This is a genomic window from Mesorhizobium sp. B263B2A, from assembly GCF_020165775.1.
GTDB lineage: Bacteria > Pseudomonadota > Alphaproteobacteria > Rhizobiales > Rhizobiaceae > Mesorhizobium > Mesorhizobium opportunistum.
In genome coordinates this window covers 23,877-42,300 of the sequence record NZ_JAIUIU010000023.1, presented here as the reverse complement: position 1 = coordinate 42,300, position 18,424 = coordinate 23,877, and the positions used below count along the sequence as shown (strand labels likewise).

Annotated in this window: 17 protein-coding genes; 12 read left to right on the top strand and 5 right to left on the bottom strand. The window is 64.3% G+C overall.

Annotated elements, in window-relative coordinates; genetic code table 11:
• Positions 1 to 2: 2 nt before the first annotated feature.
• The 12 genes from LB568_RS27260 (at position 3) to LB568_RS27205 (ending at position 13,249) form a co-directional block, all read left to right on the top strand.
• On the top strand, positions 3 to 1,151 hold the full coding sequence (locus LB568_RS27260) for an ABC transporter substrate-binding protein (RefSeq protein ID WP_140780398.1): 1,149 nt from the start codon (positions 3 to 5) through the stop codon (positions 1,149 to 1,151).
• Positions 1,151 to 1,999: an IclR family transcriptional regulator gene (locus LB568_RS27255; protein ID WP_140780399.1), complete on the top strand. Its 849-nt coding sequence runs from the start codon at positions 1,151 to 1,153 to the stop codon at positions 1,997 to 1,999. Before LB568_RS27260 ends, LB568_RS27255 begins: the two co-directional genes overlap by 1 nt.
• A 28-nt stretch (positions 2,000 to 2,027) precedes the next feature.
• On the top strand, positions 2,028 to 3,059 hold the full coding sequence (locus tag LB568_RS27250; protein ID WP_013893838.1) for a sugar ABC transporter substrate-binding protein: 1,032 nt from the start codon (positions 2,028 to 2,030) through the stop codon (positions 3,057 to 3,059).
• 169 nt (positions 3,060 to 3,228) lie between these two features.
• Positions 3,229 to 4,212 (top strand): ABC transporter permease, encoded by a 984-nt coding sequence (locus LB568_RS27245; protein ID WP_031258215.1) that lies wholly within the window; start codon positions 3,229 to 3,231, stop codon positions 4,210 to 4,212.
• Positions 4,202 to 5,734 carry a sugar ABC transporter ATP-binding protein gene (locus tag LB568_RS27240; protein WP_224731747.1) on the top strand — a complete coding sequence of 511 codons (1,533 nt, stop codon included), beginning with the start codon at positions 4,202 to 4,204 and terminating at the stop codon, positions 5,732 to 5,734. The genes LB568_RS27245 and LB568_RS27240 overlap by 11 nt, the downstream gene beginning before the upstream one ends.
• Positions 5,735 to 5,788: 54 nt before the next feature.
• Complete coding sequence (locus tag LB568_RS27235; protein WP_140780401.1) at positions 5,789 to 6,784, top strand: ABC transporter permease; 996 nt, start codon at positions 5,789 to 5,791, stop codon at positions 6,782 to 6,784.
• A gap of 1 nt (position 6,785) precedes the next feature.
• Positions 6,786 to 7,571, top strand: a complete 786-nt coding sequence (locus LB568_RS27230) for an SDR family NAD(P)-dependent oxidoreductase (RefSeq protein ID WP_140780402.1) — start codon at positions 6,786 to 6,788, stop codon at positions 7,569 to 7,571.
• Positions 7,572 to 7,593: 22 nt separating this feature from the next.
• Positions 7,594 to 8,799 (top strand): CaiB/BaiF CoA transferase family protein, encoded by a 1,206-nt coding sequence (locus LB568_RS27225; RefSeq protein WP_140780403.1) that lies wholly within the window; start codon positions 7,594 to 7,596, stop codon positions 8,797 to 8,799.
• A 2-nt stretch (positions 8,800 to 8,801) separates the two neighbouring features.
• Positions 8,802 to 9,590, top strand: coding sequence for an enoyl-CoA hydratase/isomerase family protein (locus LB568_RS27220; protein WP_140780404.1), 789 nt, complete (start codon positions 8,802 to 8,804; stop codon positions 9,588 to 9,590).
• Positions 9,587 to 10,603 carry a hypothetical protein gene (locus LB568_RS27215; protein ID WP_013893845.1) on the top strand — a complete coding sequence of 339 codons (1,017 nt, stop codon included), beginning with the start codon at positions 9,587 to 9,589 and terminating at the stop codon, positions 10,601 to 10,603. The genes LB568_RS27220 and LB568_RS27215 overlap by 4 nt, the downstream gene beginning before the upstream one ends.
• The gene (locus LB568_RS27210) at positions 10,600 to 12,387 is read left to right on the top strand and encodes a CoA-transferase (protein ID WP_224731746.1); all 1,788 of its coding nucleotides are present in this window, start codon (positions 10,600 to 10,602) and stop codon (positions 12,385 to 12,387) included. Before LB568_RS27215 ends, LB568_RS27210 begins: the two co-directional genes overlap by 4 nt.
• 7 nt (positions 12,388 to 12,394) lie before the next feature.
• The gene (locus LB568_RS27205) at positions 12,395 to 13,249 is read left to right on the top strand and encodes an SMP-30/gluconolactonase/LRE family protein (protein ID WP_224731745.1); all 855 of its coding nucleotides are present in this window, start codon (positions 12,395 to 12,397) and stop codon (positions 13,247 to 13,249) included.
• A 121-nt stretch (positions 13,250 to 13,370) separates the two neighbouring features.
• On the opposite strand, the gene LB568_RS27200 is transcribed toward LB568_RS27205, so the two are convergent.
• From LB568_RS27200 to LB568_RS27180, 5 genes are read right to left on the bottom strand one after another with little or no spacing between them, the layout of a single operon-like run.
• Positions 13,371 to 14,687 (bottom strand): aspartate aminotransferase family protein, encoded by a 1,317-nt coding sequence (locus tag LB568_RS27200; protein ID WP_224731744.1) that lies wholly within the window; start codon positions 14,685 to 14,687, stop codon positions 13,371 to 13,373.
• Complete coding sequence (locus tag LB568_RS27195; protein WP_140574574.1) at positions 14,684 to 15,466, bottom strand: N-formylglutamate amidohydrolase; 783 nt, start codon at positions 15,464 to 15,466, stop codon at positions 14,684 to 14,686. Before LB568_RS27195 ends, LB568_RS27200 begins: the two co-directional genes overlap by 4 nt.
• Positions 15,466 to 16,788, bottom strand: coding sequence for a glutamine synthetase (locus LB568_RS27190; protein ID WP_140574576.1), 1,323 nt, complete (start codon positions 16,786 to 16,788; stop codon positions 15,466 to 15,468). Before LB568_RS27190 ends, LB568_RS27195 begins: the two co-directional genes overlap by 1 nt.
• Entirely contained in the window at positions 16,785 to 17,432 is a 648-nt protein-coding gene (locus LB568_RS27185; RefSeq protein ID WP_013893851.1) for a cysteine hydrolase family protein, read from the bottom strand. The genes LB568_RS27190 and LB568_RS27185 overlap by 4 nt, the downstream gene beginning before the upstream one ends.
• Positions 17,429 to 18,364 carry a MurR/RpiR family transcriptional regulator gene (locus LB568_RS27180; RefSeq protein WP_013893852.1) on the bottom strand — a complete coding sequence of 312 codons (936 nt, stop codon included), beginning with the start codon at positions 18,362 to 18,364 and terminating at the stop codon, positions 17,429 to 17,431. The genes LB568_RS27185 and LB568_RS27180 overlap by 4 nt, the downstream gene beginning before the upstream one ends.
• Between the last annotated feature and the right edge of the window lie 60 nt (positions 18,365 to 18,424).

The window sequence follows — 18,424 nt, the reverse complement described above, 5'->3', positions numbered from 1 at the left end:
AAATGACAAGACTGCGCGGTCTTGCGTGGGATCATCGACGTTGCTGGGGTCCGCTCGACGCCAGTGTCGGGCCGTATTGCGCTGGCAATCCGGGCCTGGAAATCGAATGGGACCGCCGCAGCCTGTATGAATTCGGCGAGGGTGCGCTCGGCCCGGTGCTTGCCGCTTACGATCTGGTCGTATTCGACCATCCCTTCATCGGCGACATCGCGCAGGAGGAGCTGATGGTGCCCTTCGACGCCTATCTGTCGGCGGAGCAAATCCGGTTCTTCGAACGCGATTCCGTCGGTGCGTCCTGGCAATCCTACGAAAAGAACGGACGCCAGTGGGCGCTGCCCATCGATGCCGCCTGCCAGGTCGCTTCCTATCGCCCGGATATCCTGGAACGCTACGGGCCGGTGCCGCGCACGCATGACGATGTGGTCGAGCTCGGCCGGCAGGCGCGCAAGGATGGCAAGTGGCTGGGCCTGCCCTCGGTGCCAACGGATGCCATGTGCATGCTCCTGACGCTTGGCCATCCACAGGAGAACGGCGAGCACTTCATTGCCCGGGACACGATCGAACGGGCCATCGGGCAGTTACGCGAGCTTGCGGCACTGTCGCATCCGAACTCAGCGAAATGGAACCCGATCCGCTGCTACGACCACATGATCGCGCATGACGACGTGGTCTATGTGCCGTTCGCCTTCGGTTATGTGAATTACGCCGCGAAGACCGACAGGCCGTATCTGCGCTTTGCCGACGTGCCGACGCCGCGCTCCGCAGGCGCCTTGCTCGGCGGCGCCGGCATCGGCGTCAGCGCCCAGTCGAAGCACAAGCAGGAAGCGATCGACTATGCGCTGTTCCTGTGCTCGCCCGAATATCAGCGGGGCGATTATGTCAGGTCGGGCGGCCAGCCGGGATCGCTGGCGGCCTGGAAAGATGTCGAGGTCAACCATCTCTGCGGCAATTTCTTCAGTTCGACGCTTGCGACGATCGCCTCGTCCTATCTGCGCCCGACGCATCCGGGCTTCATCGCCTTCTTCCGTGAGTGCGCGCCGCATGCGGCTGCCGCCATTGCCGGAGACATGCCGGCGGCCGAACTCGCCGACCATCTGAACCGCCTCTACCGCGAAACCAGGCAGGGCCAGCCGCAACGGAGCGTCGCGTGATGTCCAGTGTCGCCGAGACTCCAGACGAAGCCGAAGGCGGCCGCAACGGTTACCGCGTGCCGGCTGTGGAGAAGGCGCTCGACGTCCTGGAGTTCATGGCCTCCAGCGCCGAGACGCTGACCCAGACCGAGATCGCGGCCGCCCTCGGCCGCTCCATCCACGAAATCTACCGCATCCTGCTTCTGCTGGAGAAGCGCGGCTACATCTTCCGCACGCAGTCCGACCGCTTCCGGCTGTCGCTGAAACTGTTCGAACTGGCGCACATGCATCCGCCGGTAAACCGGCTGGTCGAATGCGCGCTGCCTGTGATGCGCGAATTGACCGCCAATGCCGATCAGAGCTGCCATCTCGTGGTGCGCGAGGGCCGGAGCGCGCTGGTGGTGCTGCAGATCGATTCGCCGCTGCCGATGCGTTATTCGGTTGCACTCGGGTCGCATTTCCCGATCCTCGAAACCAGTTCGGGTGCCGTGCTGCTTGCTCATTCGAACCGCGCCGAGCGCGAGCGCATCATCGAGCGCATCGTGGCCGCCGGTGAAGGGCAGGGCACACGGGCCGAGATCGAGGCTCGGCTGAACGAGGCGGCAAGGCTCGGCTACGAAATGCGCGCTTCGCTCGCGGTCGAAGCCTGCACCAACATCTCCATGCCGGTGCGCGATCATACCGGCGCCGTCATCGCCGCGCTCACCGTCCCGCTGCTGCCGCAGAAGGCGGCGCGGTTTGACCAGCAAACCGTCTTCGAGCGTACCCGGGCCGCCGCCGAGAAGATATCGGCGGCACTTGGCTGGGGCGAATCCAACTCTTCGTTACGTGCCGACCCGGAACGGCGGGATTACCCGTTCAGCGACTAACAAAAGCGATAAAACCTGGGAGAAGAAAATGCACCGGTCCAAATCAATCCTGTTCGCATCCGCGGCCCTGCTGGCCCTGGGCGCCGCGGCGGCGCATGCCGAGAACATGCCCAAGCGCATCGGCTATGTCACCAACTACGCCACCCATGAGTGGTACCAGAACGTCATCAAGGGCATGAAGGCTCACGGCAAGGAACTCGGAATCGAGGTCGAGGTCCAGGACGCCAATCTCGACATATCCAAGCAGGTCGCCGCGGCCGAGGATTTCATCGCCAAAGGCGTCGACGTGCTGATCATCACCCCGGTGAATGAAGAAGGCGTGGTGCCGCTGCTGCGTCAGGCCAAGGCCGCCAACATTCCCGTGGTGCTCGAAGGCAACCCCGTCAAGGGCATGACCACGATGGTCGCCATCTGCGACTACGACACCGGCTACATGTCCGGCGTGGAAGCCGGCAAATACGCCAAGGACAAGCTCGGCGGTGTCGCCAAGGTGATGAATGTCGGCCTTCCCCTGCTTTCCGCCACGGTGCTGCGCTCGCACGGCTTCATGGACGGGCTGAAGACCATCATCCCCGACGCGGTCATGGTCCACGACCTTGATGGCGGCGGCAATCCGGACCGCGCGCTCGAAGTGTCTTCGGCCGCGCTCGCCAAGAACGCCGACATCAACATCATCTATGGCATCAACGACTCGTCCTCGCTGGGTGGCCTGCAGGCCTGGAAGGCGGCCGGCAAGTCGCAGGATGGCTTGCTGACCGTCGGCACCGGCGGCGAGGGCCTTGCCTTCATCAACGCCATGCAGAACGAGCCGTCCTACCGCATCGAGGCAGCGATGTTCCCTGAAAAGGAAGGCTTCACCGCCATCGACGCTGCGGTCAAGCTCTTCAACAACGAGGAAGTGCCGGAGCACATCGTCAGCCCCACCGCGCCGATGAACGGCGAGGACTGGAAGAAATACTACGACTATGACGGCACCACCCGCACCATCAAATGGGATGCCGTCAACGCACTGCAGCCGCCGGCAAAATGCATGAAGACCTCGGCTGACCTGAAAAAGTAAGGCTGCCGACATTACCCTTCCCGCATCGCGGGAAAGGCGCCTCAGAGCAATTCCAGGAAAAGTGTGAAGCGGTTTTCCCATAGGAATTGCATCAAAGAAAGAGCTGGAGCGGCTCTGCGTTTCCATGAAACGATGAGCCGCTCTAGCAAACGGCCCGGAATGGACTGACATGAGCGAGCTTACACACGCCTCCGCGCCGAAGCGCTTTATGGGCGGCCAGCTGCTGGGCAGCAGCCAGCTTGTGCTGGGCGTCATCCTGGCGGTGCTGTGCATCGCCATCTCGATCGCGGCGCCGCAATTCTATTCGGAGGCCAACATCATAGCCATCCTGCGCCAATGCGCGCTGGTGCTGATCGTCGCCTCGGGCATGACCATGCTCATCATCACTGCCGAGGTCGACCTCTCGGTCGGTGCTTCGCTCGCCTTCGTCGGCTGCATCGGCATGGCGGTGCTGAATTCAACCCACAGCCTCACACTCGGCATGTTGGCAGCGCTCGCGTTTGCCGGCGGCGTCGGACTGTTCAACGGCCTGGTCGTTACCCGGCTGAGGGTCAATTCGCTGATCGCCACCATCGGCACGATGATGATGCTGCAGGGTGGCGTTTATCTGTTCACCCGCGAGGCGGTGCAGAACCACAATCAGCTCGCAAGCTTCACCGATCTTGGCGCCGGCTATGTCGGCGCGGCGCCGGTTCCCGTCATCCTGGCGGCGCTGATCTTCGTCGTCGCCTATGTGACGCTGCGCTTCACCACGCTCGGCCGCTACCTCTATGCGGTCGGCGCCAATGAAAAGGCGGTGCGCCTGTCCGGCCTGCGCTCGGAGCGCCTCAAGCTGTTCGCCTTCGTCGTCACCGGGCTCTGCGTCGGCATTGCCGGCATGATCCTGTCGTCGCTGATGAATGCCGGCCAGCCGACCGCCGGCCGTGGCTTCGAACTGACCGTCATCGCCGCCGTCATTCTCGGTGGCACCAGCCTGCTCGGCGGCCGTGGATCGCTGTTCGGCACCTTGCTCGGCGTACTGGTGCTGAAAGTGATCGACAACGGCATCATCATCCTCGGCTGGAACCAGGACCTGCAGATGGTGGTACCGGGCGTCGTCATCATCCTCGCGACCTATCTCGACATCATCCGGAACAGAGCCAATGTCCGTTGATTTCCTGCACCCCGGCGAAGCCGCGGCCATCGACACCAACGTGCCGGCGCTGGAATTGCGCGGCATCGACAAGCGCTTCCCGGGCGTCGTGGCGCTGGACAATGTCGACTTCACGCTGGAGCCCGGCAAGATCCATGCCTTGATGGGCGAGAACGGCGCCGGCAAGTCGACGCTGATCAAGATCATGGCCGGCGTCTACGGCAAGGATGCCGGGACCATCCGCATGCGCGGACGCGAGGTCGACATCAAGTCGCCGCGCGACAGCCTGAAGGAAGGCATCAAGGTCGTGTTCCAGGAGATCGCTCTGATCTCCGAATTCACCGTCGCCGAGAACATCTTCCTCGAAGGCTATCCGACCGGCAAGATGGGCTCGATCGACTGGAAGAAGATCCGCGCCGATTCGGCAGCGCTCTTCAACCGCATCGGCTTCAATGTGGACCCGGCGGCGCGCACCGGATCGCTGCCGGTCAGCCAGCAGCAGATGGTCGAGATTGCCCGCGCGCTCGCTCATGAAGCGCGCGTCGTGGTTATGGACGAGCCGACCTCCTCGCTGACGCCAAATGAAGTCTCGCTGCTGTTCACCGTCATCCGCCGGTTGGCCGCCCTCGGCATTGCGGTGGTCTATGTCAGCCACAAGCTCGACGAGGTGTTCGAGATCGCCGACACGGTGACGGTGCTGCGCGATGGCAAACACATCTCGACCAGGCCGATCGGCGAGCACACTAATGACACGCTGATCCAGGACATGATCGGCCGGCGCATCGACAATCTGTTTCCCCGCCAGCGCGGCGCGGCAGGCAGCAAGATTGCTCTGTCCGTGGAAGGACTGAGCACGGCGAAGAAGCTGCATGACGTATCCTTCGAGGCCCGCGCCGGCGAGGTTCTCGGCTTCTTCGGATTGATGGGCGCCGGCCGCACCGAACTCGCCAAGGCAATCGTCGGTTATGACCCGATCACATCGGGGACGATCACGGTTGATGGCGGTCGCCTCGCGCCGCACGATACGCGCACCGGCGTCAGGCTTGGCATCGGCCTGCTCACCGAGGATCGCAAGAGCGAAGGGCTGATGGCCGAACTGCCTGTCTACCAGAATGCCAGCCTGGCCTCGCTTGGCGCCTTCGCCCGCCTGGGGTTCGTCGACAAGGCCAGGGAGCACCAGGCGGTGCAGGATTATGTCGACCGCTTCCGCATCAAGACCCCCAGCCTGTTCCAGCAGGTGAAGAACCTGTCGGGCGGCAATCAGCAGAAGGTGCTGATCTCGCGCTGGCTGATGCGGGGCCTGAAGGTGATCGTCGTCGACGAGCCGACACGCGGCATCGATGTCGGTGCCAAGTCCGAAATCTTCGCGCTCATCGACCGGCTCGCCGGCGAAGGTTTGGCGGTGGTCATGATGACGTCCGAGATGCCGGAACTGCTCGGTCTCGCCGACCGGATCGCGGTGATGTGCGAAGGCCGCCTCACCGTGATCATGTCGCGCGAAGAGGCTACGCAGGAAAAAATCCTCAATGCGGCGATCGGGTGAGACCATGATGGCTCGCGGCCTACCCCATGGTCCGTTCTTGAAAAGGAGCAAGCGATGAGCCTTGCAAGCACGGCTTCCGCAAAAACCCAGCCTTCGATACTGGCGCGGCTTTTTGCCCGGCAGGAACTGGCGCTGCTGGTCTGCTTCATCCTGGTGTTGGCGTTCTTTTCCTTCACAGTCGAGAATTTCTTTTCCGTGCGCAACCTGACCAACGTGCTCGGCCAGGCGTCGTTGCCGCTGATCGCCGGCATCGGCTGCGCCGTCGTCTTCATTTCCGGCGAGGTCGACATTTCGATCGGCTCGCTGCTCGCGACCATCGCGTTGCCGCTGATCATCATCATGAACGACACCAACTCGCTGTTGCTCGGAATCGGCGGCGCGCTGCTGTTCGGGCTGATCATCGGCGTGGTGAACGGCTATCTCACCGCCTATGCCGGCATCAACTCGCTGATCGTGACGCTGGGCACGATGTTCATCATGCGGGGCGGCGTCTATCTCTACACCGGCCAGCGCGCGATCCCGGACGACGCCAGTCTCGATAGTTTCATTGCGCTGTCGGATGGCCGCCTGTTCAACATCATCCCCTATTCGGCCGTCATCGCCATCGTCCTGCTCGCCGCCTTCGCCTACATGATGCAGCACCGGCCGTTCGGACGGCAGATCTATGCCGTCGGTGGCAACCAGGAAGTGGCGCGGCTGGCGGGTTATGATGTGCGGCGTGTCAAGTTCATCTGCTTCATCATCAGCGCGCTGCTGGCGACTGTCGCCGGCATCATCCTGGCCGCGCGCGTCGGCTCGGCGCAGCACACGGCGGGGCTGAATTTCGAATTCCAGGTGGTTGCCGCGACGGTGCTCGGCGGCGTCAGCCTTGCAGGCGGCATCGGCAGCCTGACCGGCATGGCGCTCGGCGTGCTGATCCTGCAGTTCCTGTCCAATGGCCTGCGCGGACTTGGCCTGCCGACCGAATGGCAGCTGGTCATTACCGGCATGATCATCATTGCCGCCGTCGCCTTCGACGAAGCGAAACGCCGGCGCGCGAACGGAGGCTGACATGGCTCGTCTTGAAGGGAAAACCGCAATCATTACCGGTGCCGCCGACGGCATCGGCCATGCGATCGCGCAGGCGATGGCGCGCGAAGGCGCGCATGTCTTCCTCGGCGATATCGCCGACAGTGCGGGCGAGGATTTCGCGGCCGCCCTTCGCGCGGTCGGCCACCGTGCCGACTATATCCATTGCGACGTCTCGCAGGAAGCTGACATCGCCGGCCTCATCGATAGTGCCATCGACAAGACCGGGCACCTCGACATCCTGGTCAACAATGCCGCCATCGCCATTGGCGGCATGCCGGTGCACGAGATGACCGACGAGCAGTGGCACCGGCTGATATCGGTCAACCTGACCAGCGTATTTCGCGGCTGCAAATACGCGCTGCCGCACATGATCGCGCAAAAGTCGGGCTCGATCATCAACATGGCCTCGGCGCAGGGCCATATCGGCCTCGACGGCTGGACCGCCTATGCCGGCGCCAAGGGCGCGGTGATGGCGATGACGCGCCAGATGGCGGTCGAGTTCGGCCCGATGAACGTCCGCGTCAATTCGATCTCGCCGGGCACCATCAACACGCCGATGAACGACAGGCTGATCAAGGAGATCGGCGGCAATCTGGCGAAAGCCTGGGTCAAGATGCATCCGCTCGGCCGCATCGGCGAGCCTTCCGAAGTGGCGGAGGCCGCCGTCTATCTGGCGTCGGACGCCGCCGGCTTCACGACCGGCACCGACCTTCGCGTCGACGGCGGGCTGACCGCAGCCCCGCGCTACGTTCCCGAACTGCTTTGAAAACTTTGAAACGAGATTTGAAATGAACAAGGCCCTCGAAGGCGTCCGCATCCTCGATTTCAGCCATCTGCTGCAAGGACCGTTCGCCACCCAGTTGCTCGGCGACATGGGCGCCGATGTCATCAAGATCGAGCGTGCCGGCGCCGGCGACATGTTCCGTGGCATGACCTTTTTCGCCAAATGGGTGGGCGGCTCCGAGAGCCCGAATTTCCTCGCCTGGAACCGCAACAAGCGTTCGATCGCGCTCAATCTGAAGAGCCGCAAGGTGCATGCCATCCTCATGGAGATGGCCAGGAGCGCCGACGTCGTGGTGCAGAATTTCCGCCCCGGCGTGCTGGCCAAGCTCGGCTATGGCTACGAGGACTTCAAGGCCGTCAATCCGCGTATCATCTACTGCTCGGGTTCGGGCTATGGCGAGGAGGGTCCCTATGTCGAGCGCCCCGGCCAGGACATGCTGATCCAGGGGCTGGCCGGGCTGATTGCCAACACCGGCCGCGGCGACCAGGCGCCGGTTCCCGCCGGCGCCGGTCTTGCCGACCAGATCGGCGCCATGAACATGGTCTACGGCATCCTGTCGGCGCTCTACTATCGCGAGAAGACCGGCAAGGGCCAGAAGATCGAGGTCAACCTGCTGGCTGGCCTGCTGGCACATCTCAACCAGGAATATGTCGCCGTGCTCAACCTCGGCGAGGATTTCGTGCGGCCCAATTCCGGCATCGGCCATCCTGGCATGCAGGCGCCGTTCGGCATCTACGAAACCAAGGACGGCGGTTACGTTTCGATCGCAATGAGTCCGTTCAAGACGCTGTACGAGGTGCTGGAGGCGCCGCAGCTTGCCGTCTACGACGACCTGAAAACCTTGTTCGACAAGCGCGACGAGGTGTTCGACAAGGTCAATGCCGAGACCAAGAAGTTCGGCACGCAGGATCTGCTGGAACGCCTGCTCTCGGTCGACATCTGGTGCGCCGAGGTGAAGGACATCCGCCGCGCGGCCGAGGATCCGCAGGTCACGCATATGGGCATGATCACCAGCTACGATCATCCACGTGGCGGCACCGTGCGGGTGGTGGCTCCGGCGGTCAAGATGAGCGAGACGCCGGCGACCATCGACCGTCCGGCGCCGCTGGTCGGCCAGCACGGCCGTGAGATCCTGGCCGAGTTCGGCCTGTCGAAGGACGAGATCGCCGCTCTCGAGGCATCCGGCGACATGACCGTGGACGCGGCCTGACGATGCGCGCCTACAAGACACTTACGGTCGAAATGTCGGGCCGCGTCGCGATCGTCACCTTCCGGCGCGCCGACCAGCTCAACGCCATGAACAGGCTGATGCAAGGTGAGATCACCGAGGTGTTCGAGGCGCTGTCTCAGGATGCGAGTGTCGGCGCGATCGTGGTGACCGGCGAGGGACGCGGCTTCATGGCCGGCGCCGACATCAAGGAATATGCCGCGCAGACCGGCCCTGAATTCGACCTGTTCCAGGCCGCCGGCACGCGCATGTACGCGGCCATCGAAAACAACCGCAAGCCGGTGATCGCGGCGGTCAACGGTTTCGCCTTGGGCGGCGGCATGGAGCTGGTGCTGTGCTGCGACATCGTCGTCGCCAACCAGTTCGCCAAACTCGGCCTACCGGAGATCAAGCTCGGGCTGATCCCCGGTGGTGGTGGTACGCAACGCAGCGTCGCCAGGCTCGGCCGCAACCGCGCCAATCTTCTGCTGATGACCGGCGCCATCGTGCCGGCCTCCGAATTCGTTGCCGCCGGCCTGGTCAACGAGATCGTCGATGTCGACCGGCTGATGCCGCACGCACTGGAACTGGCTGCGATAATCGCCGCCGAACCGGCCGCGGCGATCGAAGGCCTGAAGGCGCTGACGGCACATGCGATGTCGGGCGATCTGGCTGAAGGCCTCGCGAGGGAACGCGACATATTGGGCGACCTCTATCGCAGCGAGATCGGCCAGCGGCGTGTCAGGGAGTTCGCCGAGCGGAGCACGACAAAGGCGAAGAAGGCCGGACCGTGAAGACCAATGACGCCTATCGCGGGTTGGGCTGGGCGCACGGCGCCCTGACCGTCCAGCGGCTCGGCGCGATGCTGGCGCCGGTGACCTTCGTCCTGGACAATGGCCGGCAGGTCTCGCCGATGCACATCGCACCCTGGTCGGACGAGCCGGAGGCGGAAACGCTGCCGGGTATTCTGCGCAAATTGCGCGGCGAATGGCCTTGCGTCCCCTTCGGCTATTCGGTGCCCGCCGACGGTTGGCCGGACGACTGGGCAGGCGTGATGGGGCCGCCGGAGCGCGACGAAGAAGTCCATGGCCACAGCTCCAACCATGACTGGACATGGCGCGACAGCGACGGCGCATCCTTGTCGCTGGGGCTCGCCTATCCCGAGGGAAGTCCGGTCGAGCGCGTTGAGCGGACGATCACACCTGATCCGTCGGCGCCGGCCATCGACATTGAATTCAGGATCGTCGTTCGCCGTGCCTGCCGCCTGCCGATCGGTCTTCATCCAGTGTTCCGACTGCCGTTAGAGACGGGTGCCGCCACGCTGGAATTCGGCGGCTTCGATGAAGGCCGCACCTATCCACACGATGTCGAACCCGGCGCCGCGCTGTTCGCCCGAAACAGATCCTTCACGGAGCTGACCAGCGTACCGGCGCGAGCCGGCGGCACGACGGATGCCTCGCGGCTCCCGCTGGCCGCCGATACCGAAGAACTGCTGCAGATCGACGGTCTCGACGGCACGGTGGCGCTTGCCAACCATGAAAGCGGCTACCGGGTAAAACTCTCCTGGCAGAAAGAGCATTTCCCAAGCCTTCTGCTCTGGTACTCCAATCGCGGTCGCAAGGCGGCACCATGGAATGGGCGTCATGTCGCCATCGGCATCGAGCCGATCTGCTCGCCCTTCGGGCTCGGTCCGGCAACTGCGCTGGCCGACAATCCGATCGCGCAATCTGGTATCGCGACAGCGCTGGAATTCTCGCCCGAAAAGCCTTTCGTGACCCGCTACCGCATCGAGGCATCCGCGCTGTGACGAACCGTGCCGCAATGTCGCTGGTCAAGCCGAACCGGCCGCGCTTCACCGATATCGAGGGGCTGGCCGCGATGGTCGGCCAAGGCGATGCACTCGGCGTCGGCGGCCACCATTTCGCCCGGCTGCCGATCGCCTTGCTGCGTGCGATAGCCGGCTCAGGCGTCAAGGAGTTGCGTTACATCTGCTGGGCAGGCGGCTTGCCGCTCGAGCTGCTGCTCGAAGCGGGCGCGGTGGCTGAAATCGACCTCTGTTTTTCCAGCCTCGACATTTTCGGCCTGCCGCCCCGGTTCCGCGCCGCGGCCGAAAGCGGCGCAATACCGGTTCGTGATTGGACGGCGCTGGCCATGATCCAGGCGCTGCGGGCGGCACAGCAGAATCTGCCATCGATGCCATTCCAGCTTCCCGAGGGATCGGACATGCTCGCGCGGATACCGGGGGCAAGCGCCAGGCCCGATCCGATTGCGGGGACCACTACGGGATTCATTCCGCCATTGCGGCTCGATACTTTCATCGTCCACGCGCAGCGCGCCGATGAAAGCGGCAATGTGCAGATCATCGGCCCACGCGCGCTCGACTTCGCCATGGCGGGGGCGGCGCGCAAGGTGCTGGTCACCGTCGAGGAAATCGTCCCGGTCGGGGCGCTGCGGAAGGACGGGCGCCAGAGCATCCTGACCCGCAACCAGGTGTCGGCCATAGCCCTGGCGCCGGGCGGTGCCTGGCCGGCCTCCTGCCTGCCGCTTTACGCCACCGATTATCAGGCATTGTCTGAGGCATTCGCGGCCAGGGAAAAGCCCCTGGCGGACAATCTGCGCCTGCCGTCCGAAGGCGTGCCGGCATGGCTTCGAGAGGCTGCGAAGGTCCGCCCCGAGACGGTCCTTGCCATGCCGGCGCTCGCGCGGAGCGAAGAAAAAGCATCTGTCGACGAGATCATCGCTGCCCGCATCGCCGCCGAACTCGACAATGAGAGCTTTACCAGTGCTGGCGCGGTGTCGCCGCTGGCCAATGTCGCCTACCGGTTGGCCAAGGCAACGCACGCGCCCGACATGATCATCGCGACGATGAGCTGCGGCCATCTCGACATCGCGCCGAGCCCGATGATCCTGTCGCTGATCGAAAGCCTGGATTGCGAGACGGCGGTGGCGCATGCCGGCGGCGACGACACCTATTCGGCCTACTATCAGGCCGGTGCCGTGACGCATGAGATCGTCGGCGCGGCACAAGTCGACCGGCACGGCCGTGTCAACACCATCGCGCTGCGCAAACCAAGCGGCGGCCTGATCCGGCTGCCCGGGCAAGGCGGGATGGCCGATGTCGCCAACATGCATCGCGACTATCTGCTCTACATCCCCCGTCATTCGGCCCAGTCGCTGGTGGATGAGGTCGAGATCGTCAGCTCCGCCCGTGGACTGCTGACGCCGGCCGAGCGCGAACCGATCGGCTATCGCACCGGCGAGGCGCTGGTCTTCACCGATCTCTGCGTCTTCAGGCTCGACCCGACATCCAGGGAATTGACCGTCATGGAAATCATGCCTGGCGTCACGCGGCAACAGATCCGTGACGCTACCGGCTTTGCGGTGAGCTTCGACGCCGATTGCCTGGAGGTCCCGCTGCCTTCCGGCGATACGCTCGCTGTTTTGCGAAATCGCATCGACCCGCTCGGTCTGCGTCGCCTGGAATTCGTCAGCGCCAAGGAACGCGGCGCGCTGATCGCCGAGATCCTTGCCGCCGATCGCGGCATGATCGAGCGCTGCATCGCCGCACAGGGATCGTACATCGCAAGCTGAGGAACCCATGGCAAAGCCGCTGCTCGATATGTCCGCCGCGCGCGTCTTCTTCGACGGCATCTTCACCAATCCGCGCGTCGCGCATCCGGAAGGCGTGGCCGTCCACAGCGATGGGTCGATCTGGTGCGGCACCGAGACCGGTGACCTGCTGCGCCTGGCCGCCGACGGCGGTTCGGTCGAGCGCATGGGCTCCACGGACGGTTTTCTGCTCGGCATTGCCTTCGACAGCGCTGGCAATTGTTTTGCCTGCGATCTGAGGCATGCCGCGATCTTTCGCTGGGATGCCGCGACAGGTCATATGGAGCGCTTCGCCTCGTCCGGCATCCGTGTGCCAAATTATCCAATCGTCGACGAGGCGCGGGGCTGGCTCTACGTGTCGGACAGCGTCGGCGAGGACAATCGCTCGGGCATCTTCCGCTACGACCTCGAGACGGGCGAGGGCGGCCTGTGGTGCCGGGAGGCGATGTCCTTCGCCAACGGCATGGCCATGGCGCCTGGTGGCAATGGGCTCTACGTTGTCGAAAGCGATGCGCCCTGCATCAGCCATGTGCCGATCCTCGCCGACGGCACGGCAGGGTCGCGAGAAGTGGTCGTCGAAGGCGTGCACAATGTACCCGATGGCGTTGCCTTCGCGCCCGACGGCTCGCTGTTCATCTCCTGCTACGAGCCAAGCCGCATCTATCGCTGGTGCAAGGATAGAGGCCTCGAAGTGCTGATCGAGGATCCGGCCGCGACCACGCTGGCGCATCCCACCAACATCGCCTTCAAGGGCGACAAACTCTACACCGCAAATCTTGGCCGCTGGCACATCACCGAGATCGATCTGGCGGCGCTACCTAAAGCAATTCCAGGAAAAGTGTGACACGGTTTTCTGTCCGGAATTGCGTAAAAACAAAAAGATAGAGCGGTTCGCCGTTTCCGTGAAACGGTGAATTGCTCTAGGTTGGACGGCGACTGTGTTTCCCCGCAGGCGCGCCCGCCCGTCACCACATCATGAAGGACGCGACATCCGCATCTGACACCTTGCCGGCATTCACGTCGGCGATCGCCTGGTCGACGATCGCCACGCCCTCGGCCACTTCGTCTTCGGTCAGCGTCAGCGGCGGCATGAATTCGAGCACATTTGCCTTCAGCCCGACATAGGTGAAGGCCGCGCCCAGTTCGTAGCCGCGATAGATGATTTTGGCCGTGGTCGTGGCAGGCACCGGCTCGCGCGTCGCGCGGTCCCTGACCAGGTCGACGCCGATGGCGAGGCCACGCCCGCGCACATCGCCGATGATCTCGTGTTTTGCACCGAGCGCCCGCAGTGCATCGGCGAAGAGTTTGCCGATCCGCGCCGAGCGTTCGACCAGGCCTTCGCTCTCGATCGTCTTCAGCACCGCGTTGCCGGCCGATGTCGCCACCGGATTGCCGGCGGTCGTCTGCAAGGCGAAGGCCGGTGCATGATCCATGATCTCCTTCGGCCCGACCACGGCCGACAGAGGCAGCCCGCCGCCGATGCCCTTGCCGAACACGACGAGGTCCGGCGTCAGCCCTTCATGCTGGAAGCAGTGCATCATGCCGCTACGCGCCAGCCCGACCTTGACCTCGTCGAGCACGATCTTGATGCCGTGCTTGCGGCAGCGCTCCTGCAGCGCTTTCAGGAAGCCCGGCGGCGGCAAGATCAGCCCACCATCCGACATCAGCGGCTCGATGAACACAGCCGCGACCTGATGCGGCGGACAGGTCGTCTCGAACTGGTAATCGAGCAGGGCAAGCACATCCTCGGCGCTGAAGATCGGCCTGTAAGGATCGGGATAGGGCAGCAGGACCACGCCTGGCCGTGGCAATGTGTGCGTCATGGCGGTGTGGCCGCTGATGCCCATCGAGCCGGACAGGTTGCCGTGATAGGAGCCGATGAACGAGATGAAGCGCGAGCGGCCGGTGGCCGCCTGCAGCACGCGCACCGCGCAGTCATTGGCGTCCGACCCGGAATGGCCGAACCAGACGCGCCGTTCGCCTTCTCCAGGCGTAACCGCGAGCAAGCGTTCGGCCAGCGAGACCGCTGGTTCGTTCGGGTAGAGCAGCAGGCTGGCGCCCGCCATGTTGCGGATCGAGGACTCGACCGCCTCGACAACAGCCGGATGGCCGTAGCCGAGCACCGCTGGGCCGGCCGATCCCGACAGGTCGAGCAGCGACCGGCCGCCTTCCTCGATCAGCCGGTTGCCTTGGCCACCAATCACGCTCAGCGGCGAGAACCGCAGCTTGCCGATCTGCGCGATGGTCGCGGCGTCGCGCTCGCGCAGGCTGAGATTGCTCAAGGGATCGCCTCCGTCTGGGCGGGCAGCGCCGCAGCCAGCCGATCAGCCCATTCTTCGATGCCGTGCCTTGTCGACAAAAGGTCCTGCCGGATTTCGACGAGGACGGCGGGGATGCCGCGGTCGTCACCATGGATGGGCACGGCGTAATCGGCGTCGCGGCTGATCACATAAGGCACGTTGGCCGCGACGTTTAGTGTCGCATCGGTGCGCAGGGCTGAAAGAATTGTTTCGGCGAGATCGATTCCATTCGCATGCAGTACGCCCGCATGCCAAGGCCTGACGACACCGAGGAAGACGGGCGTGAAGGAGTGGATCGTCACGATCCGCGTCGGCCGGCCTTCAGCTACCCGGCGATCGAGATGCGCGGCCACACGCTCATGGAACGGCGAAAACATGATTTTGGCGCGCCGGTCCCGTTCCGCCTTGTCGAGGCCGACATTGCCGGGAATGCCGGTGTCCTCAGACACCATCGGAATGCTGCCCGGCGTGCCCAGCGGCCGGTTGAGGTCGATCAGCAGCCGCGAATAGCCGCTGAGGAAGGCCGGCGCATCGAGCCGTGCCGACAACAGGCGCGTCACCTCCGCGGCGCCGATATCCCAGGCGATGTGGCGCCGCAGATGGCTGGCATCGAGCCCGAGCTGGCGATATTCCGCCGGCATGTGATTGGAGGCGTGCTCGCACAACAGGACGATGTCCGAGAGGCCGTGCTCGTTGAGAACCTCGACGGCGTCGGGCCAGTCTTTTCGAGGAAGCAGGTCTTTTTCAGTCCGCGCAGTCATCAATAAAGCGTCCGATAGAGATCGCAGACGGCAACCGGATCGAGGCCGGCCAGGCGCTCGGCCTCGTGCCGCTTGAGTCCGACGAAGGTCTCGATGAAGACCGGAGCGAACCATCCCGTGACAGTGCTGTCGGCGAGAAGCGCGTCCAGCGCCGCCGGCAGCGTTTCAGGCAGCCGCACCAGGCCAAGCTTTGCCCGTTCCGCATCGCTCATCAGCGTCGGGTCGCCGGTGACCAGCGGCGGCGACGGCAGATCCGCCTTCAAGCCTTCCAGCCCGGCGCGGATGATCGCGGCCAGCGACAAATAGGGATTGCCGGTGGCGTCGGCTGCCCGATACTCGATATTGTACTGCCGCGCCGGATCGCGTCCGCCGATCGTCACCGTCGGACAGATGCGCAGCGACGCTTCGCGGTCGCGGTCGGCGAGCCAGGTGTAGGACGAACTCCAGCTGTGCGGCTTCAGCCGGTAGAAGGATGAGACGCTCGATGCCGTCATGGCGGTCATCCCAGGCAGATGACGCAGCACGCCGGCACAGAACGCACCGGCTTTGCCGGAGAGGCCGCCGGGCTGTGCCGCATCGTAGGTTGCCGGCTTGCCGGCCTCGTCGACGAAGCTGAAATGGATGTGCACGCCATTGCCGACGGCATCCGGGGCGGTCTTGGGCGCGAAACTGGCGCGCCAGCCGGCATTGCGCGCCACTTCGCGCGTGATCTCGCGGATGGCGACGGCGCGGTCTGCCGCGGTCAGCGCATCGGCGGGCTCGTGCGTCACTTCGAACTGCTCCGCGCCGAATTCGGCGATGACCACTTCGGGTCCGACGCCCGCTTCCTCCAGTGCCGCCATCAGATTGGGGGCGAAGGGGTCCGTCCGCCTGAGCGCGGCGAAGGACATCGAATGCGCCGGCGCGAAGCCGCCGTCGGCGATGTGGAATTCATGCTCGAAAGCGGCGATGACGGAGAGCCCGGTCGCCGCCTTCAGCTCCGCCAGCGCATCCCTGAGCATGGTTCGCGTGCAGCCGAGCCATGGGCTGCCGTCGAGCTCGACAATGTCGCCGGCCACCATGTCGAACGGTGTCGCCGATCCGGTCCGTGCGGTGCGAAAGCGCGCCTTGAGATCGGGGATCAGCCGCAGGTCGCCTGACGATCCCCAAGGATTGGGATCGACGATCGAGTTGAACGGCGTTAGCGACAGGTTGGCCTGCAGCCAGCCGACGCCGGTCGTCGCGGTCTTCTGCAACTTGCTTTCGACGACGAAGCGGCCCCGCGTGACGGCGGAGAGATCGGTGGTGACGACGGCAACGAGCGGCTCGACGATCGATGTCATGCTGCTTTTCCCAAGGCATTGAAACGAGCGACGACACTGTCGGTATCGGTGACCCAGCAATACCCGCCAAAGGCCTTGAGCGCGATGTCGTGTCGCTCCTGGGTAATGGTGGCGCAAGCATCCGCCACGCAGGTGACGAGGTAACCGCGGTCGGCTCCGTCGCGCACCGCCATGTCGACGCACTGGTCGGTGAGCACGCCGACCACGACGAGATAACGGATGCCGAGGTTCTTCAGGAGATAGTCGACATTGGTCGAGTTGAAGATGCCGGACGATGTCTTCGGCAACATGATCTCGTCGCCGACCGGCGCCAGCGAGGCGACCGGCAGGCCTTCGGGAAGGCTGGGCGCGACATGGATCGGCGTCAGCTTGTGGTCGAGCGAGCGGTCGCGGCCGTCTTCGGTCAGGCTTTGGATGATGGTGTGCAGCACCTCGACGCCGTTGGCCCGCGCCGCCGCCAGCAGTCGCTCCTGGTTGGGGATCGTCAGCGAGGATGTCTGCCGGTAAAAATAGTGGTCGGGGCCGCGCTCCGGATGCGATGGATCGGCACCCGGTTCCAGCCAGATACGCTGCATGTCGACGAGCAGCAGCGCCGTCTCGCCGGCACGGAAGGCTTCGTCTCGCTTGGGTAAGGTTTCGGTCATGCTTTGTCGTCCCGCTTTACTGATTTGGGTCCAGGTGTCCTGCGTGGCCCGGGTTGGCCTGCGCCATTCTCGTTTGGGTTGCTGTCGAGCGTCACCGCATTGGCGTGCCGTACTTTCTCGATCCTCTCGATGCGAGCCCGGGCATCATCGCCCAGCGTCGAAACGATGTGGGCGGTAAGCGCCTCCATCTGTGCGATCGCCGGTGCCAGCGTGTCATAGGGCGAGGCGACTTCGAGCGGGCTGACGATCGTGACTTCGGCGAGATCGGCGATCGGCGACAGCCATTGGTCGGTGAAAAGCAGGATGCGCACATCGAGCGCCGCCGCCTGGCTTGCATAGGCCATCACGTCGAGCTGGTAGCGGCGATAGTCGAAGACGACAAGCACGTCGCGGCGTCCGAGATCGGCCAGCGTGTCGAATGTCTGCGGAGAGAGCACGCCCAGATCGCGGACCCCGGACCGGAACTGCACGAGATATCCTGCGAGCATGCCGGCGATGTGCCGGCTGAAGCGGCCACCGAGCAGCACGATCTCGCCCTTGGCCTCCATCAAAAGGCGCGCGGCCCGCTCGTAGGTCTGCACCGGTGTCGCGGCGGTGGCTTTCTGCAGGGCCGTGGTGACGGAATCGAGATAGGCGAGCACGGCGCTGTCACTGGAGCCGCTTTGCCGCTTTGCCTCCATCATCAACAGCGGCGAATGCAGTCTCGCCTCGACCTCGGCCAACAGCTTTGCCTGGAAATCCGGAAACCCGTCATAGCCGAGCTTGACGACCAGCCTGACCACGGTCGGATCGCTGACGCCGGCGCGCCGGGCGAGCGAGGAAGCAGTGCCGAGGCCGGAGGTCGGATAGTCCGTCAACAGCAGCCGGACGATCTTCTCTTCCGACGGCGTCAGCGCCAGATCCCCGCGCATCAGAACATCGCGTATCGCCATTGGCCTCCCCGAAATCCGTGTTCTCTTGTTTTGTCGAGTTTATTACAGACATTTAAATCT

What these genes read in the sequence shown, in the direction of transcription:
- LB568_RS27250 (WP_013893838.1), top strand. Translation starts at nt 2,028, where the DNA reads ATGCACCGGTCCAAATCAATCCTGTTCGCATCCGCGGCCCTGCTGGCC.
- LB568_RS27220 (WP_140780404.1), top strand. Translation starts at nt 8,802, where the DNA reads ATGCGCGCCTACAAGACACTTACGGTCGAAATGTCGGGCCGCGTCGCG.
- LB568_RS27230 (WP_140780402.1), top strand. Translation starts at nt 6,786, where the DNA reads ATGGCTCGTCTTGAAGGGAAAACCGCAATCATTACCGGTGCCGCCGAC.
- LB568_RS27235 (WP_140780401.1), top strand. Translation starts at nt 5,789, where the DNA reads ATGAGCCTTGCAAGCACGGCTTCCGCAAAAACCCAGCCTTCGATACTG.
- LB568_RS27185 (WP_013893851.1), bottom strand. Translation starts at nt 17,432, where the DNA reads ATGACCGAAACCTTACCCAAGCGAGACGAAGCCTTCCGTGCCGGCGAG.
- LB568_RS27205 (WP_224731745.1), top strand. Translation starts at nt 12,395, where the DNA reads ATGGCAAAGCCGCTGCTCGATATGTCCGCCGCGCGCGTCTTCTTCGAC.
- LB568_RS27225 (WP_140780403.1), top strand. Translation starts at nt 7,594, where the DNA reads ATGAACAAGGCCCTCGAAGGCGTCCGCATCCTCGATTTCAGCCATCTG.
- LB568_RS27240 (WP_224731747.1), top strand. Translation starts at nt 4,202, where the DNA reads ATGTCCGTTGATTTCCTGCACCCCGGCGAAGCCGCGGCCATCGACACC.
- LB568_RS27190 (WP_140574576.1), bottom strand. Translation starts at nt 16,788, where the DNA reads ATGACATCGATCGTCGAGCCGCTCGTTGCCGTCGTCACCACCGATCTC.
- LB568_RS27245 (WP_031258215.1), top strand. Translation starts at nt 3,229, where the DNA reads ATGAGCGAGCTTACACACGCCTCCGCGCCGAAGCGCTTTATGGGCGGC.
- LB568_RS27255 (WP_140780399.1), top strand. Translation starts at nt 1,151, where the DNA reads ATGTCCAGTGTCGCCGAGACTCCAGACGAAGCCGAAGGCGGCCGCAAC.
- LB568_RS27260 (WP_140780398.1), top strand. Translation starts at nt 3, where the DNA reads ATGACAAGACTGCGCGGTCTTGCGTGGGATCATCGACGTTGCTGGGGT.
- LB568_RS27180 (WP_013893852.1), bottom strand. Translation starts at nt 18,364, where the DNA reads ATGGCGATACGCGATGTTCTGATGCGCGGGGATCTGGCGCTGACGCCG.
- LB568_RS27195 (WP_140574574.1), bottom strand. Translation starts at nt 15,466, where the DNA reads ATGACTGCGCGGACTGAAAAAGACCTGCTTCCTCGAAAAGACTGGCCC.